Raw genomic sequence first — 14,893 nt, 5'->3', positions numbered from 1 at the left:
TCAGGAGACCGGGCATGCTGCGCGTCTGTCTACTGGCCGGAATCATGGCGCTCACGGGCGCCACGGCATCGGCCCAAACCCCACCCCCAAGCCTGCGTGAGCAAGCCGAAGCCGGCGACCCCGTCGCCGCGTTCGAATTCGGCTATTCATTGACCTTTCCCGAAGATGGCGAACCCGACACGGTGACCGGCCGCTACTGGCTGGTCCAAGCCGCCAATGCCGGGCATCAACCGGCCAATCACATGCTGGGCGTCGTCTATCGCGATGGATTCGGCGTCGCGGCAGATATTGATCGGGCACGGGCCTTCTTTGAGCTCGCCTGGCAGGCCGGTGACACCGTCGCCGGCCACGACCTCGCCGAACTGATCCTCTACGACTATGGCGACGAACGCGATGTGGCTGTCGAGATCCTGGAAGCCATCCTGGGCGATGTGGATGCCGGTCCGGCGGCCAGCCTCACGCTTGCGGAAACCCTGATGTTCGACGGAGATGGCGAGGCCGACGCGGTGCGAGCAGTGACCCTGGCGCGGGACGCACTTGATCGCGATGGTGAACTCTATCGCGCCCACTATCTGCTGGGTATCGGGGCCGCAGAAGGCTTGTCAGGACCGGTTGACCAGGCCGCCGCCCGCCTTGCCTGGGAAGCCGGGTCCGCTGCCGGTGACACACTGGCTCTGATCGCCCTCGCAGACAGCTGGCTGGACCCGGACTGGGGCGTCAATGACCGCGGCGAGGCTATGGCACTATACGCCCTGGCCGGCGAACTGGGGGACGATCAGGCAGCCGCAATGGCCGCTGAACTGGTCGATGACCTCGATGAGGCGGAAACAGAACGCGCGGACCTGCGCCGTCGGGCCTGGGAAAACCGCATGGGCTGGGAGCCATTGCCCGAATAGTGGTCCGCCTGTCCGGGCCGGACACGAAAAAACCCCGCCGGTAACCGGCGGGGTTTGATCTTGGTGGAGCCAGACGGAATCGAACCGACGACCTCTTGCATGCCATGCAAGCGCTCTCCCAACTGAGCTATGGCCCCGAAACTCGGGTCACCGCGGGCGAATGGGTATATGCTCGGGGCGAGAGGCGCGGAACCTAGTCCCGGTTTTCACCGGGATCAAGCCTCTTTTGCGCAGCAAATGCAGCGCAGATGCAGAGGCCTAATTGTCCTCGTCCTTGTCGATGTTGAAGTCGCCGAAATCATCGTCCTCATCATCATCGATCAGGACGCCGGTATCGTCGCCATCATCATCATCGTCGGCATCATCATCAACGCCGTCTTCGCCGAAACCGTCGGGAAGGTCGTCGCTCAGACCTGATGCGCCGTCGTCATCATCATCGTCGTCATCGTCATCATCCCCGGCCGGCTTGCGGGCGAGCGTGTCGGCATCGACTTCGGGCGTATCATCCGCCTCGTCGCCATAACCGTCCTCTTCGTCTGTCTTCACAGACTTTTTCGGCGAATCATCCTCTTCGGCGGCTTCGAGTTTGGCCTTCAGGCGCGGGTCTTCGCGCTCCGGGTCAAACTCGGTTTCGCACTTGGGACAACGGGCCGGCCGGCGTCCGAGATCATAAAATTTGGCGCTGCAGCTGGGGCAGGCGCGCTTGCTTCCTAGTTCTGGCTTGGCCATGGCTTCCCTACATAACCAGTTTTCTAAATCGGCGCGCCCCGTTGCCACGATCATCGCGCTCTGTCAAAACCTCATCGCCGTCATGTCACCTCAAACCTTGCAAATCCGTTGATGACCCCATCTTTGAAGCGCCTTTCCGGCGCCATGCGGGCCAGGCCCGCGCCTGCCCTGTCCGGAACCATCAAGGCACCGGGCGACAAGTCAATATCCCATCGCGCCTTTATTCTGGGCGGGCTGGCAAAAGGCGTGACCGAAGTCACCGGCCTGCTCGAAAGCGATGATGTGATCAATTCCGGGCGCGCCGCCGCAGCGCTAGGCGCCAAGGTCGAGCATCTCGGCCCGGGACACTGGCGGATCGACGGGTGCGGCGGTCAATGGACCACCCCGTCCGCGCCGCTGGACTTCGGCAATGCCGGAACCGGTGTCCGCCTGATGATGGGCGCCGTGGCCGGGACCGGGACCAGCGCCGACTTCATCGGCGATGAAAGCCTGTCCTCCAGGCCGATGCGTCGCGTGACCGATCCGCTCGGCGAAATGGGCGCCCGTTTCACCACGACCGGGGGACGCCTGCCGGCTCATCTGGACGGCGGCCCGCTGGCCGGGATTCACTACACGCCGCCCATTGCCTCGGCACAGGTGAAGTCCGCCGTCCTGCTGGCGGCACTCGGTGCGACCGGAACCACGGTGGTTCATGAACCGCAGATCACCCGTGACCACACGGAAACCATGCTCAGGGCCTTCGGTGTCACGCTGACGGTCGAACGAGACGGCGCTGCGGCGACCGTCACCCTGACCGGGCCGCAAACGCTCATCGCCTGCCCGGTCGACGTGCCGGGAGACCCGTCCTCCTCGGCCTTCGCGATCGTGGCGGCACTGATCAGTCCAGGCTCCGACATCACCCTGGAAGGCGTGATGGACAATCCGGCCCGGACCGGCCTGATCGAGACGCTGAAGGAAATGGGCGCCGACATCACCCTCACACCGGGACCGGACATGGCCGGCGAGAAAACCATGCATATCCACGTGAAACACAGCCAGCTGCACGGCATCACGGTGCCGGCAACGCGGGCACCGTCGATGATCGACGAATATCCGGTCCTGTGTGTCGCGGCGGCCTATGCGGACGGCATCACCCACATGCCGGGCCTCGAGGAGTTGCGCGCCAAGGAGAGTGATCGTCTCGCGGGGAGTGCAGCGATGCTGCGCGCCAATGGCGTTCCGGTCGAGGAAGGCGAGGACAGCCTCGCCGTCACCGGCATGGGCATTGGCGGCGTGCCCGGCGGTGGCCGCACCGTGACTCACCACGACCATCGCCTCGCCATGAGCGGCCTGGTGATCGGGCTGGGTGCCAAGGCCGCCTCCTCCGTCGATGACATTGCCATGATCGCCACCTCCTACCCCGATTTCTTCGACCATATCGCCACGCTCGGCGGCCGCCTGGAGCCCCTCACATGATCATTGCAGTAGACGGTCCGCTGGCATCGGGAAAAGGCACGATCGCGCGGGCGCTGGCGACCCGTTTCAGCCTGCCCTATCTCGATACGGGATCGCTCTACCGGGCGACCGGTATTGCGGTGCTGGACGCCGGTATCGATCCGGCCGATACCGCTGCTTGCGCCACCATTGCCCGTGCGCTGGACATTGGCGGCATTGACGAGGCCCGGATCCGCACGGCGGAGGCCGGAGCCATGGCGTCCCGCGTCGCTTCGATCCCGGAGGTTCGCAAGGCCCTCTTCGACCTGCAGAGAGCCTTCGCCACGCAGCCGGGCGGGGCTATTCTCGACGGGCGCGACATTGGCACCGTCATCTGCCCCGATGCCGACGTGAAACTCTATGTGACCGCTGATACCGAGACCCGCGCCACCCGGCGCTGGCACGAACTGGTCGCCCGCGGCGAGACCATCACGCTTGACGAAATGCTCGCCCAGACCCGCGAGCGGGACCGCCGCGATGCGGAACGCGATGATGCCCCCATGCGCCCGGCCGACGACGCGACCTTGCTTGACACGTCATCCTTGAGTATAGACGCGGCCGTTGCCGACGCTGTCGCGATTGTGGAAAAACGCCAAAAGGCGTGATCATTCCGTCGCCAAGGTAACAGATCGCCGGGCGTTCTGACCGCGGAATGTCGTGATCCTGACGGGTCACGGTGCCGTTGCGGACGCCCATACAGTTCAATTTCCAACCGGCCGAACCCGGCCAAGCTGCGAGACTACACACGGTTCAAAACCCATATCGAGACCTCGCGGCTCCGGAGCAACCCTTTAACATGTCTACAGAAACCCTTACCCCGTCCACCGATGATTTCGCCGCCATGCTGGAAGCCAGCCTGGCTGGCCGTGATCTGGCTGAAGGCCAGGTCATCAAAGGCAGCGTGACCGCAATCGAAAATGGCGATGTGGTCGTCGATGTCGGCCTCAAGACCGAAGGCCGTATTCCGCTGCGTGAATTCACCGGTCCGGGATCCGACGCCCCCAAGGTGGGCGACGACGTCGAGGTTTACCTCGAGCGCATCGAAAACGCCCTCGGCGACGCCATCCTCTCGCGCGACAAGGCTCGCCGCGAAGAGAGCTGGGATCGCCTCGAGAAGTCCTTCGACAAGAAGGATCCGGTCAATGGTGCCATCGTCGGCCGCGTCAAGGGTGGCTTCACTGTGGATCTGGGTGGCGCTTCCGCCTTCCTGCCGGGCTCTCAGGTTGATATCCGTCCGGTCCGCGATGTCGGCCCGCTGATGAACCAGGAACAGCCGTTCGCGATCCTGAAAATGGACCGCCCGCGCGGCAATATCGTGGTTTCGCGCCGCGCCGTTCTGGAAGAAAGCCGTGCCGAACAGCGCGCCGAGCTCGTCGGCCAGCTGGCCGAGGGCGAAGCCCGCGACGGCGTCGTCAAGAACATCACCGATTACGGTGCCTTCGTTGACCTCGGCGGCATTGACGGCCTGCTGCACGTCACCGACATGTCGTGGAGCCGCGTTGGCCACCCGTCTGAAGTGGTGGAAGTCGGCCAGACGGTCAAAGTCCAGATCATCAAGATCAACAAGGAAACCCAGCGCATCTCGCTCGGCATGAAGCAGCTCATGTCCGATCCGTGGGAAGGCGTTGCCGCGAAATACCCGGTGGGAGCGACCTTCGAAGGCCGCGTCACCAATATCGCGGAATACGGTGCCTTTGTGGAACTGGAAGAGGGCGTAGAAGGCCTCGTCCACGTCTCCGAAATGTCCTGGACCAAGAAGAACGTCCACCCGGGCAAGATCCTGTCGACCTCCCAGGAAGTCCAGGTCATGGTCCTCGATGTCGACGCCGACAAGCGCCGCATCTCGCTGGGCGTCAAGCAGACCCAGCGCAATCCGTGGGAAGTCTTCGCGGAAACCTTCCCGTCCGGCACCGCCATTCAGGGCGAGATCAAGAACATCACCGAATTCGGTCTGTTCGTTGGCCTCGAAGGCGATATCGACGGCATGGTCCACCTCTCCGACATCTCCTGGGATCAGTCGGGCGAGCAGGCCATCGAAGGCTTCAAGAAGGGCGACATGGTCGACGCCAAGGTTCTCGATGTTGACGTCGAGAAAGAGCGCGTCTCCCTGGGTATCAAGCAGCTGGCCGGCGATCCGATGGATTCGTCCGGTGTTGGCCGCGGCGACACCGTCACCTGCACCGTCACCGAAGTGACGACCGGCGGTATCGAAGTTGCCTTCGGCGACGACAGCCCGGTCAAGGCCTTCATCCGCAAGTCCGACCTCTCCCGCGATCGCGGCGAGCAGCGTCCGGAACGTTTTGCGGTCGGCGACAAGGTTGATGCCCGCATCACCAATATCGACAAGGGCACGCGTCGCATCTCGCTCTCCATCAAGGCGCTCGAGATCTCCGAAGAGCGTGAAGCTGTCGAGCAGTATGGTTCCTCGGATGCCGGCGCTTCGCTGGGCGACATCCTCGGCGCCGCCCTGCGCGAGAAAGACGACAAGGCTGAATAGGCCCCTGTCACGACCCAGTTGGTCATGAAGAACGGCCGGAGCTCAGGCTCCGGCCGTTTTTTATTGCGCTAAATTGTCCGTGTGGATTGACGGGGCGAGCGCCAGACGTAAGGATTAGGCATTCACTCGCGGAGGGTTAGCATGATCAAATCAGAATTGATCGACCAATTGGCCGAAGCCAATCCCCATCTCTATCACCGCGATGTGGAACGCGTGGTCAACACCATCCTCGATGGCATCACCGATGCCCTGGCGCGCGGAGAGCGTGTCGAGCTTCGTGGCTTTGGCGCCTTTTCGGTCCGCCACCGCCCGGCCCGCGTCGGTCGCAATCCGCGCACCGGCGAAAGCGTCGCCGTCAAGGAGAAGCACGTTCCCTTCTTCAAGACCGGCAAGGAATTGCGCGAGCGGGTCGATGCCTCTCGCGAGAGCAATCCGGAAATCGCCTGATCCGCGCGATCGGCCCTGCGGTCACGACAGCTTTACCAATCCGATTTACCGGCACTTAAAGGCTTGAGTGCACGCTCGCCTGCATGATCAGCGGATCTGTGTCCTCATTCCCGTCAGCGTCGGCCTTTGCCGGCGGCCTTCGTGCGCCCGTCGCTGCGGAGCCGGCGGCAGCAAAGGGCACGGGCTGTGCGTCCTGCGGCGGGGCGGACTGCTCCGGCTGTGGTGGCGCCTCCAAGGCGAAGGAAACCGCGGAGCTTTCCGACGAGGAACGCAAGCAGGTCGACAAGCTCAAGGCGCGTGATCGCGAAGTGCGGGCGCATGAGCAGGCGCACCAGGCCGCAGGCGGCCAGTATGCCGGCGCGGCCAGCTATACTTTCCAGAAGGGCCCTGACGGCCGCTCCTACGCCGTTGGCGGCGAAGTTCCGATCGATGCCAGCGAGATCAAGGGCGACCCGCAAGCCACGATCGACAAGATGCAGCAGGTCAAGGCTGCCGCCCTGGCACCGGTTGAACCGTCCGGCCAGGACCGCAAGGTCGCCGCACTGGCCGACGCCAAGATCGCCCAGGCGCGGGCGGAGCTGAACCGGTCCGAGGGTGAAGATGGCGGTGAGGACGAGCCCGCAGCGCCTGGGGAGAAGCTGCAGCCCTCGCTGAACCAGCAGATCGCGGAGATGCGACAGGCTGATACCCGGTCGGAAACGTCATCGGCATCAACGGCACCGACCGACCTCACCGCCTATGCGGCCCATGCCTATCGGCATCAGACATCGGCCGTATTCTCAACGCAGGCCTGACTCTCAGACCTTGCGGTTCCAGTCCGCATGACCGTCCAGCCAGGCAAAGCGCCGAACCATCCAGCCCAACCAGTCATGGCGCCCTGAATGTCGCGGCATAATCGCGTTCACGCGCTGGGGTTCGGTGGTTTCAATCATCAATTCAACCAATGTCATGGCCGCCTCCTGTTCAAGCGATGACTTGATATAGGGGCCTGGGCATGGCACTGACCAACGGGTTCTCAGCGGTCTGACATAAGGTGAATTAATGGCTGAACAGCCCAGACTTCCACCGATCAATGCGATCCGCGTGTTTGAGACCGCAGCCCGCCTGGGTAATTTCACCCGCACAGGAGAAAGCCTCGGCATGACCCAGGCAGCTGTGAGCTATCAGATCAAGCTGCTGGAAGACCGGCTCGGCTTTGCCCTGTTCGAACGCAAGGCCAGGCATGTTGAATTGACCGCCCGCGGAGCGCGGCTGGCCACCGGTACGTCTGACGCTTTCCGGCTGCTGGAACGCACCTTCCGCGATGTGCGCGAGGACCGCGATACGGTTCTGTCGATCACCGCCCTGCCAACCTTCTGCTCGAACTGGCTGGTGCCCCGGATCGGCGCTTTCCAGCTCGACAATCCGCAGCTTGCGGTCCGCATCGACAGCCGCGCCGACATGGTCGACATCAAGGCAGGTGAGGCGGATATCGGCATCCGGATCGGCAAGGGCCATTGGCCGGGCCTGGAGGCGCGCCGCCTGTTTGGCGACACCACCGCGCCACTCGTCTCGCGCGCCGCACACGACCGCTTTGGCCCCTTTGATCGCCCGGAAGACTTGCTCAAACTCCGCCTGTTCGGGCCGATCGGATGGTGGAATGACTGGTTCAAACAGGCCGATGGCGACCCGGCTCGTCTGCCGGACCGCCCCGCACTCGAGCTTGAAACCCAGACCATGGAAGTCTCCGCCGCCATCGCCTCGGGCGATGCCGCAGCCATGGTCTCACCGGTCTATTTCGCCGAGCAGCTTGCAGCCGGTTCGCTCGTCGCGCCCTTCCGGGTCGAACTCGATCATGGCAAGGCCCACTACATGGTCTTCGATCCTGCGCGCTCAAAGGAGCCCAAGATCAAGGCCTTCATCGCCTGGATGCTGTTCCAGCCCATGGCGTTTTGCCTCAATCGTCAGGAACCCGCCTTTCCTGAGGCGGGGCAGGCGGTGGGCAAGAACTAATATTCGCGGAGACCGCCGACCACGCCCTGATGATCGCGCGTAGCGCAGATGTCGCCTTAAATCCCTTGCCGGGAGAAAGCCGTATCCGTTTGTTGAGCTCAAGGGGCATGCCCGCGAAACGGCGCCTGCGGCGCCCTTGACCTCAACAACCGGATACGGCCCGCTGGCTGCCATGGGGTTTATGGCTGGATCCGCGCACAGCGCTCGAAAATTGAAACAAGTACTGCCTGTTCTGGCGACAGCATCTTCCTTCATCAAAGACTTCCCCCACTGCACTGAAACCGCTAACGCTCAGCCCATGACCGACATCAAGTTCTGCGGATTGAAGACCGGACGGGATATCGCGGCGGCCGAAGCGGCCGGGGCGCGCTGGACGGGGTATGTGATCTTCCCCAAGAGCCCGCGCCATGTCTCCCCGACGCTGGCCGGTGAGCTGTGTCACCTGGCCAGAACAAGCGAAACCGTAGCCGTCACCGTCAATCCCGATGACGATTTGCTGGCGCAGATCCGCGACGCCATGCGGCCGGACTGGATCCAGCTTCACGGATCGGAAAGCCCACAGCGTGTCGTGCAGGCCCGGGCCTATGCAAAGCGTGGTATTATCAAGGCCTTGCCGGTGGCCGAGGCGAGCGATCTCGACGCGGCCAATCCCTATGACCGCGTCGCCGACATGCTGCTCTTCGATGCCAAACCACCCGCAGGCGCCGACCGGCCGGGCGGGCTGGGCCATGGCTATGATTATGCTTTGCTGAAATCCCTGCAGATTTCCGTGCCCTGGCTCTTGTCCGGCGGGCTTGATGACACCAATGTCTGCGCCGCTGTCGCGGCTGCCGGAGCCAAGGCAGTGGATGTCTCTTCCGGTATCGAAAGTGCGCCGGGCATCAAGGATGCCGGTCGCATTGCCGGCTTTGCGTCTGCCCTCGCAGCCTGCTGAGCCCCATCCCAGCGCACAGGAGCGTGCCATGAGCGAAACCGTCTCTGCCGACACACGACCGAATGCGCTGTCGGCCTGGCCCGACGCACGTGGCCATTTCGGACAATTTGGCGGTCGTTTCGTTGCCGAAACGCTGATGCCGAACATTCTCGAGCTGGAAAAGGCCTATGCGGCGGCGAAGACGGATCCCGGCTTCAAGGCCGAGATGGACCTCTTCCTGAAGGACTATGTCGGCAAACCGAGCCCGATCTATTTCGCCGAACGGCTGACCGAGGAATTTGGCGGCGCCAAGATCTGGTTCAAGCGCGACGAGCTGAACCATACCGGCAGCCACAAGATCAATAATTGCCTCGGCCAGGTCCTCCTGGCCAAGCGCATGGGCAAGACCCGCATCATCGCCGAGACCGGCGCCGGCCAGCATGGCGTGGCGACGGCGACGGTGGCGGCGCGCTTCGGTATTCCCTGCACCGTCTTCATGGGCGCCACCGATGTCGAGCGCCAGGCGCCCAATGTCTTCCGCATGAAGCTGCTGGGCGCCGAGGTGATCCCGGTCACGGCCGGCACCGGCACGCTCAAGGACGCCATGAATGAAGCGCTGCGGGACTGGGTCACCAATGTCACCGACACTTTCTACGTCATCGGCACGGTCGCCGGTCCGCACCCCTATCCGGCCATGGTGCGCGACTTCCAGTCGATCATCGGCCGCGAGGCCCGGGCCCAGATGATGGACCGACTGGGCCGCCTCCCGGACGCCTGTGTGGCTTGTATCGGTGGCGGCTCGAACGCGATGGGGCTGTTCCATCCCTTCATCGAGGATGAGGAGGTTCGCCTGATCGGGGTCGAGGCCGCGGGCCTAGGCGTCGAGACCGGCAAGCATGCCGCCTCCCTGAAGGGCGGACGGCCCGGCATCCTGCACGGCAACAAGACCTATCTGCTGCAGGATGATGACGGCCAGATCATCGACGCCCACTCGATCTCTGCCGGCCTCGACTATCCCGGCATCGGCCCGGAGCATGCCTTCCTGCACGACATGAAGCGCGCCGAATACGTCTCCGCCACCGATGAGGAAGCGATGGAGATGTTCCAGCTCTGCACCAAGCTGGAGGGCATCATCCCGGCCCTGGAACCCGCCCACGCCCTCGCCCGCGTCCGCGACCTCGCCAAGGAGCTCGGCCCGGACGGCGTCATCCTGATGAATATGTGCGGCCGCGGCGACAAGGACGTGCCGCAAGTCGCGCGCATGCTGGGGGTGGAGTTGTAGCGCCTTACGGTTGCGTTCCTTCTTTGTTCCCGCATAATGCGAGTGGAGATCGATTGCGGAAAACGACAATTGTAGCTACACTTCATGGAATTCGAATGGGATCCGGCCAAGGATGAGGCCAACCGGCGCAAGCACGGACTGAGCTTTTTTCAAGCTATACGGGCTTTTTACGGACGACCGCTCACCCTTCCCGGGCGCGAACACAATGGCGAGCTGCGCAGCCTGACCATCGGGCGGATCGAGACGTTGCTGGTGGTTTCGGTCGTTCACACAGACCGGGCGGGCCGCACCCGCCTGATCTCCGCCCGGCCGGCCAGCCGACGTGAAAGGGAGTTATTCCATGGCTTTGAAGCGCGTGAAAATTGAAGACCTGCCGCCGCTCACGCCGGAGCAGCGGGCCGAACTCGCGCGCCTGGCTGCCATCCCCGATGACGAGATCGATTTCTCCGACATCCCGGAACTCGACGAGGCGTGGTTCGCCGAGGCGGTGGTGTGGAGCCCGCCGTCGAAGAAACAGATCACCTTGCGCCTTGACGACGACATCATTGCCTTCTTCAAGGAGAGCGGAAAAGGCTATCAGACGCGCATGAATGCCGTACTGCGGGCCTTTGTGGATGCGAAGAAGAAGCGAGCGTGAGTGGGACTGTGACGCCGCAAGTCGTGATTAAGTCAGACTGCGCACGCTGCGGCGAAGATGTGTCAGTGGTGACACGCGTGTCGGGAGCAACATTGTGATCGGAGCGATTGTTATAGCCAGCGCGCTCGGCCTCTCAAGTCAGGACTTTGAGAGTTCGATTGTGTTGATGGGAGGGTATCTGCCAACTCCAGCACACGTCGTATATGGCCCCGACAACTCGACCTCGATTGATCTGACGGGCACACTCCATCAACGGTTGATGATGCTGGGTCGACCCGACCCTGGCGTCATTGAGTTCCACCTGGACCATTTGATCGCAGACCAGTGGCGCGTGGGGGAATCGGACGAGAATCTGCTCAAAGCCGTTAGACGCACACCAAACACGGGATGCGAAGAAGTCCTGCGGCTGGACCTGACGCGCGAAGGCGGTCTTCTCTGGCCGGACTACACGCTTAATCGCTCCCCAACCTGCCCGACCTTCCAACCTTTGACGGGACAAGAATGACCAACCGCCTCACTACCCGTTTCGCGGAGCTGTCCGCCTATAATCGTGCCGGATTTGTCGCCTATATGATGGCTGGCGACGGTGACAGCCAGGGCTTGCTGGATGCGCTGCCGGCTGCTGGCGCCGATGTGATCGAGCTGGGCATGCCCTTTACCGATCCGGCGGCTGACGGCCCGGCCATCCAGGCCTCGGCGCTGCGGGCGCTGGAGGCGGGGATGACGCTGAAAGGCACGCTCGCCCAGGCGACCGAGTTCCGCAAACAGGACAAGGACACGCCGCTGGTCCTGATGGGCTATGCCAATCCGATCTTCTCGATGGGTTGGGAGAAATTTGCCAAGGCCGCGGCCAAGGCCGGTGTTGACGGTCTGATCTGTGTCGACGTGCCGCCGGAGGAAGACGACGAGCTGCGCACGGCCCTCACCAAGCAGGGCATTGCGCTGATCCGCCTGGCCACGCCCACCACCGATGATGCGCGTCTGGCGACCGTGGTCGCCAATACGGCGGGCTTCGTCTATTACGTTTCCACGACAGGGGTGACCGGGGCCGGAACCGGCGTGGTCACCGAGGTTGGCGCCGCTGTCGACCGGGTCAAGGCCGCTTCCGGCCTGCCGGTTGCGGTGGGATTTGGCGTTCGCGAGCCTGAGCAGGCTGAAGCGATCGCCAAGCGGGCCGACGCTGTCGTGGTCGGATCGGCCATTGTCGACGCCATGCATTCGGGCGGCGTCGCGGCGGCGACCGGCCTGGTGAAGACATTGTCGTCGGCGGTGCATGCCGCCCGGCGCCAGGACAAATAGGCCTTCGGGCCGAAACGAGTAAGAAACGGGTACGGGGCGAACACGCATGACCGAGAAGTCGAACGGAATGAGCTGGCTGTCGAAAATCACCCCGCCGGGCATGTCGAAGATCTTTTCCAAGCGCGACACGCCGGACAATCTGTGGGTCAAATGCCCGGTCTCCGAGGAAATGGTCTTCCACAAGGACCTGGAAGCCGGCCTGTTCGTGACCCCGGCCGGTCATCACATGCGCATCGCGCCGGCCTATCGCTTCCAGTTCACGTTCGACGGCGACTATACCGAGATCGAGACCCCGGAAGTGGTCAAGGATCCGCTCAAATTCCGTGACGACAAACCCTATACGGCCAAGCTGGCCGCGGCCCGCAAGAAGACCGGACGCGACGACTCGATGGCCATCGCCACCGGTACGATCGGCGGGCTCGACGCTGTTGTCCTGGTCCAGAATTTCGCCTTCATGGGCGGTTCGCTCGGCATGGCCGCTGGTGAGAGCTTTATCAAGGCCGCCGAAACGGCTCTGGCCCGCAAGGCACCGATGATCGTCTTCACCGCTGCCGGTGGCGCGCGCATGCAGGAAGGCGCCCTGTCGCTGATGCAGATGCCGCGCACGACGCTGGCCGTCGAAATGCTGCGCGAGGCCGGCCTGCCCTATATCGTCGTCCTCACCGACCCGACCACGGGCGGGGTCACCGCCTCCTACGCCATGCTGGGCGATGTCCACATTGCCGAGCCGGGTGCGCTGATCGGCTTTGCCGGCCCGCGCGTGATCGAGCAGACGATCCGCGAGAAGCTGCCGGAAGGCTTCCAGCGCGCCGAATACCTGCTGGAAAAGGGCATGGTCGACAAAGTCGTGCATCGGGCCGACATTCCCGCTACACTGGCCCGCATGTTGAGGGTCCTGATGAAAAAGCCCGGCACATCCATGCCTGCCGCCCTGACACCCCCGGCACCGGATCACGTGGTGGCCGACGGGGGGAGCCATTAGCACGCGTCGACAAGCCCTCGACGACGCGCTGGCGCGCCTCGCGCGCCTGCATCCCCAGAAAATTGACCTGTCCCTGGGCCGTCTGCAGCGACTCCTGGCTACGCTTGGCTCGCCGCAGGACCAATTGCCGCCGACCATCCATGTCGCCGGCACCAATGGCAAAGGCTCGACCTGCGCCTATCTCGCCGAAATGGCGCGGGCCAAGGGCGAGCGCGTCCATATCTACACCTCGCCCCACCTGGTCAATTTCAACGAGCGCATCCTGCTCGACAGCCGGCCCGTTGATGACCGCACGCTGATCGAGGCCTTCGCGCGCTGCGAGGCGGCCAATTTCGGCGAGCCGATTACCTTCTTCGAAATCACCACGGCGGCGGCTTTCCTGCTCTTCTCCGAGCATCCGGCCGACCGGCTGATCCTGGAAGTCGGCATGGGCGGGCGGCTGGACGCCACCAATGTCATCGCCAAGCCGGCCCTGACCGTGATCACACCGGTCAGCCTCGACCATCAGGAATTCCTCGGCGACCAGCTGGCCGACATTGCCCGCACCAAGGCCGGCATCTGCAAGTTCGGCGTTCCCGCCGTCATCGCCAACCAGTGCGATGTGGCCGAAGCGGCCATTCTCGACGAGGCGACCAAGATCGGGGCCCCGACCTATGTTTGGGGCCGCGACTACAATGCCTACATGCAGCACGGACGCTTGGTGTTCGAGAATGACCATCAGGTCTGGGACCTGCCGGCACCGGGCCTTCTGGGACCGCACCAGATCCTCAATGCCGGCGCTGCAGCGGCCTGCGCGGCCATGCTGCAATGGCCGGAAGAGGCAGTGGCCAAAGGCATTGGCGATGCCCGCTGGCCGGGACGCCTGCAACGGGTCTCGACCGGACCGATTGGCGATATCGCCCGCAAGGCCGATGCCGAGCTGTGGCTGGACAGCGGCCATAATGAAGCCGCCGCCAAGGCCCTCTCCCACGCGCTCGCCGACATGGACGAGCGCGAGGATCGCCCGCTGATCATCATCGCCGGTTTCACCCCCGGCAAGGATGTCGAAGCCTGGTGCAGCCAGTACGCTGGTCTGGCCCGCCGCCTGATCGCGGTCGAGTTCAAGTCCGGCCGCGGCGGCTCGCAGGACGCAGACCATGTGGCCGCGGCGTCCACGCGCGTCGGGCTTGAGGCCAGTGTCGCCGCCGGCCTGATACCGGCCATGAAAAACGCCGCCAAGGAACACCCCTCGCCGCGCATCCTGATCAGCGGCTCGCTCTACCTGGTCGGCGAAGCGCTGGCCCTTGGCGACGAGCCGCCTCACATCACGCCGGGCTGATTGCCCGGACCGGGCCACGCCCGGACGCAAAAAGCGGGCACCTCCAACCGGAGAGGCCCGCCTTTCATTGTGCCTTGTCGGTCAGGACGCCTACAGCGTTTCCTGGACCCACTCGGAGATCTTGCCCTTGGCCATGGCACCGATCTTGGTCGAAACGACCTGACCGTCCTTGAAGATCATCAGCGTGGGGATGCCACGCACGCCGTACTTGCCCGGCGTCATCGGATGATCGTCGATATTGACCTTGGCGACCGTCAGCGAACCTGACATTTCCTCGGCAATCTCCTCGAGCGCCGGGGAGATCTGCTTACACGGACCACACCATTCCGCCCAGAAGTCCACAAGGACCGGGCCGCTGGCATTGATCACATCACTCTCGAAGGATTCATCGCTGACCGCTTTGGTCGCCATGGGACACTCCTTTGTTG

At 63.7% G+C, this 14,893-nt stretch carries 18 protein-coding genes and 1 tRNA gene; 15 read left to right on the top strand and 4 right to left on the bottom strand.

The features are described 5' to 3' along the window. The first annotated feature begins 14 nt into the window (after positions 1-14). Positions 15-896 (top strand): tetratricopeptide repeat protein, encoded by an 882-nt coding sequence (locus MMAR10_RS00545; protein ID WP_011642045.1) that lies wholly within the window; start codon positions 15-17, stop codon positions 894-896. A 61-nt stretch (positions 897-957) separates the two neighbouring features. Here MMAR10_RS00545 and MMAR10_RS00540 read toward each other — a convergent pair. Then, positions 958-1,033: transfer RNA gene (locus MMAR10_RS00540), tRNA-Ala, on the bottom strand. 121 nt (positions 1,034-1,154) lie between these two features. Beyond that, the gene (locus MMAR10_RS00535; RefSeq protein WP_011642044.1) at positions 1,155-1,625 is read right to left on the bottom strand and encodes an FYDLN acid domain-containing protein; all 471 of its coding nucleotides are present in this window, start codon (positions 1,623-1,625) and stop codon (positions 1,155-1,157) included. A 111-nt stretch (positions 1,626-1,736) separates the two neighbouring features. On the opposite strand from MMAR10_RS00535, the gene aroA reads away from it, so the two are divergent. From aroA to MMAR10_RS00510, 5 genes are all read left to right on the top strand, one after another. Continuing rightward, entirely contained in the window at positions 1,737-3,080 is a 1,344-nt protein-coding gene (aroA, locus tag MMAR10_RS00530; protein WP_011642043.1) for a 3-phosphoshikimate 1-carboxyvinyltransferase, read from the top strand. Beyond that, positions 3,077-3,703 (top strand): (d)CMP kinase, encoded by a 627-nt coding sequence (cmk, locus tag MMAR10_RS00525; protein ID WP_011642042.1) that lies wholly within the window; start codon positions 3,077-3,079, stop codon positions 3,701-3,703. The genes aroA and cmk overlap by 4 nt, the downstream gene beginning before the upstream one ends. A 191-nt stretch (positions 3,704-3,894) precedes the next feature. Next, complete coding sequence (gene rpsA / locus MMAR10_RS00520) at positions 3,895-5,595, top strand: 30S ribosomal protein S1 (RefSeq protein ID WP_011642041.1); 1,701 nt, start codon at positions 3,895-3,897, stop codon at positions 5,593-5,595. A gap of 141 nt (positions 5,596-5,736) precedes the next feature. Beyond that, on the top strand, positions 5,737-6,042 hold the full coding sequence (locus MMAR10_RS00515; protein ID WP_011642040.1) for an integration host factor subunit beta: 306 nt from the start codon (positions 5,737-5,739) through the stop codon (positions 6,040-6,042). An 83-nt stretch (positions 6,043-6,125) separates the two neighbouring features. Further along, positions 6,126-6,836, top strand: a complete 711-nt coding sequence (locus MMAR10_RS00510) for a putative metalloprotease CJM1_0395 family protein (RefSeq protein ID WP_011642039.1) — start codon at positions 6,126-6,128, stop codon at positions 6,834-6,836. A 3-nt stretch (positions 6,837-6,839) separates the two neighbouring features. On the opposite strand, the gene MMAR10_RS16985 is transcribed toward MMAR10_RS00510, so the two are convergent. After that, positions 6,840-6,992, bottom strand: a complete 153-nt coding sequence (locus tag MMAR10_RS16985) for a hypothetical protein (RefSeq protein WP_190273940.1) — start codon at positions 6,990-6,992, stop codon at positions 6,840-6,842. Between the two features lie 91 nt (positions 6,993-7,083). Here MMAR10_RS16985 and MMAR10_RS00505 point away from each other — a divergent pair, with 91 nt between their 5' ends. The 9 genes from MMAR10_RS00505 to MMAR10_RS00465 all read left to right on the top strand — a co-directional run bounded on the left by MMAR10_RS00505 (position 7,084) and on the right by MMAR10_RS00465 (position 14,465). Beyond that, entirely contained in the window at positions 7,084-8,034 is a 951-nt protein-coding gene (locus tag MMAR10_RS00505) for a LysR substrate-binding domain-containing protein (protein WP_011642038.1), read from the top strand. Positions 8,035-8,332: 298 nt separating this feature from the next. Continuing rightward, positions 8,333-8,968 carry a phosphoribosylanthranilate isomerase gene (locus tag MMAR10_RS00500; RefSeq protein WP_011642037.1) on the top strand — a complete coding sequence of 212 codons (636 nt, stop codon included), beginning with the start codon at positions 8,333-8,335 and terminating at the stop codon, positions 8,966-8,968. Between the two features lie 28 nt (positions 8,969-8,996). Further along, entirely contained in the window at positions 8,997-10,229 is a 1,233-nt protein-coding gene (gene trpB / locus MMAR10_RS00495) for a tryptophan synthase subunit beta (protein ID WP_011642036.1), read from the top strand. An 84-nt stretch (positions 10,230-10,313) separates the two neighbouring features. Beyond that, positions 10,314-10,595, top strand: a complete 282-nt coding sequence (locus tag MMAR10_RS00490) for a BrnT family toxin (protein WP_011642035.1) — start codon at positions 10,314-10,316, stop codon at positions 10,593-10,595. After that, complete coding sequence (locus tag MMAR10_RS00485; RefSeq protein WP_011642034.1) at positions 10,570-10,866, top strand: BrnA antitoxin family protein; 297 nt, start codon at positions 10,570-10,572, stop codon at positions 10,864-10,866. Before MMAR10_RS00490 ends, MMAR10_RS00485 begins: the two co-directional genes overlap by 26 nt. A 94-nt stretch (positions 10,867-10,960) precedes the next feature. Next, complete coding sequence (locus tag MMAR10_RS00480; protein WP_041636657.1) at positions 10,961-11,371, top strand: hypothetical protein; 411 nt, start codon at positions 10,961-10,963, stop codon at positions 11,369-11,371. Then, positions 11,368-12,165 (top strand): tryptophan synthase subunit alpha, encoded by a 798-nt coding sequence (trpA, locus tag MMAR10_RS00475; protein WP_011642033.1) that lies wholly within the window; start codon positions 11,368-11,370, stop codon positions 12,163-12,165. Before MMAR10_RS00480 ends, trpA begins: the two co-directional genes overlap by 4 nt. A gap of 67 nt (positions 12,166-12,232) precedes the next feature. Next, positions 12,233-13,147 (top strand): acetyl-CoA carboxylase, carboxyltransferase subunit beta, encoded by a 915-nt coding sequence (gene accD, locus MMAR10_RS00470; protein ID WP_190273968.1) that lies wholly within the window; start codon positions 12,233-12,235, stop codon positions 13,145-13,147. After that, positions 13,116-14,465, top strand: a complete 1,350-nt coding sequence (locus tag MMAR10_RS00465; protein ID WP_324602946.1) for a folylpolyglutamate synthase/dihydrofolate synthase family protein — start codon at positions 13,116-13,118, stop codon at positions 14,463-14,465. Before accD ends, MMAR10_RS00465 begins: the two co-directional genes overlap by 32 nt. A 90-nt stretch (positions 14,466-14,555) precedes the next feature. Here MMAR10_RS00465 and trxA read toward each other — a convergent pair whose 3' ends face one another. Next, positions 14,556-14,876: a thioredoxin TrxA gene (gene trxA, locus MMAR10_RS00460; protein WP_011642030.1), complete on the bottom strand. Its 321-nt coding sequence runs from the start codon at positions 14,874-14,876 to the stop codon at positions 14,556-14,558. Positions 14,877-14,893 lie beyond the last annotated feature (17 nt).

Source organism: Maricaulis maris MCS10 (genome assembly GCF_000014745.1).
GTDB lineage: Bacteria > Pseudomonadota > Alphaproteobacteria > Caulobacterales > Maricaulaceae > Maricaulis > Maricaulis maris_A.
Note: the sequence above shows the minus strand (reverse complement) of the source record. Positions and strands in the feature narration are given on the sequence as shown.

Bases quoted from the DNA above. Each gene is read 5' to 3' on its own strand.
- MMAR10_RS00545 (WP_011642045.1), top strand. From the start codon at position 15: ATGCTGCGCGTCTGTCTACTGGCCGGAATCATGGCGCTCACGGGCGCC.
- MMAR10_RS00535 (WP_011642044.1), bottom strand. From the start codon at position 1,625: ATGGCCAAGCCAGAACTAGGAAGCAAGCGCGCCTGCCCCAGCTGCAGC.
- aroA (WP_011642043.1), top strand. From the start codon at position 1,737: ATGACCCCATCTTTGAAGCGCCTTTCCGGCGCCATGCGGGCCAGGCCC.
- cmk (WP_011642042.1), top strand. From the start codon at position 3,077: ATGATCATTGCAGTAGACGGTCCGCTGGCATCGGGAAAAGGCACGATC.
- rpsA (WP_011642041.1), top strand. From the start codon at position 3,895: ATGTCTACAGAAACCCTTACCCCGTCCACCGATGATTTCGCCGCCATG.
- MMAR10_RS00515 (WP_011642040.1), top strand. From the start codon at position 5,737: ATGATCAAATCAGAATTGATCGACCAATTGGCCGAAGCCAATCCCCAT.
- MMAR10_RS00510 (WP_011642039.1), top strand. From the start codon at position 6,126: ATGATCAGCGGATCTGTGTCCTCATTCCCGTCAGCGTCGGCCTTTGCC.
- MMAR10_RS16985 (WP_190273940.1), bottom strand. From the start codon at position 6,992: ATGACATTGGTTGAATTGATGATTGAAACCACCGAACCCCAGCGCGTG.
- MMAR10_RS00505 (WP_011642038.1), top strand. From the start codon at position 7,084: ATGGCTGAACAGCCCAGACTTCCACCGATCAATGCGATCCGCGTGTTT.
- MMAR10_RS00500 (WP_011642037.1), top strand. From the start codon at position 8,333: ATGACCGACATCAAGTTCTGCGGATTGAAGACCGGACGGGATATCGCG.
- trpB (WP_011642036.1), top strand. From the start codon at position 8,997: ATGAGCGAAACCGTCTCTGCCGACACACGACCGAATGCGCTGTCGGCC.
- MMAR10_RS00490 (WP_011642035.1), top strand. From the start codon at position 10,314: ATGGAATTCGAATGGGATCCGGCCAAGGATGAGGCCAACCGGCGCAAG.
- MMAR10_RS00485 (WP_011642034.1), top strand. From the start codon at position 10,570: ATGGCTTTGAAGCGCGTGAAAATTGAAGACCTGCCGCCGCTCACGCCG.
- trpA (WP_011642033.1), top strand. From the start codon at position 11,368: ATGACCAACCGCCTCACTACCCGTTTCGCGGAGCTGTCCGCCTATAAT.
- accD (WP_190273968.1), top strand. From the start codon at position 12,233: ATGAGCTGGCTGTCGAAAATCACCCCGCCGGGCATGTCGAAGATCTTT.
- trxA (WP_011642030.1), bottom strand. From the start codon at position 14,876: ATGGCGACCAAAGCGGTCAGCGATGAATCCTTCGAGAGTGATGTGATC.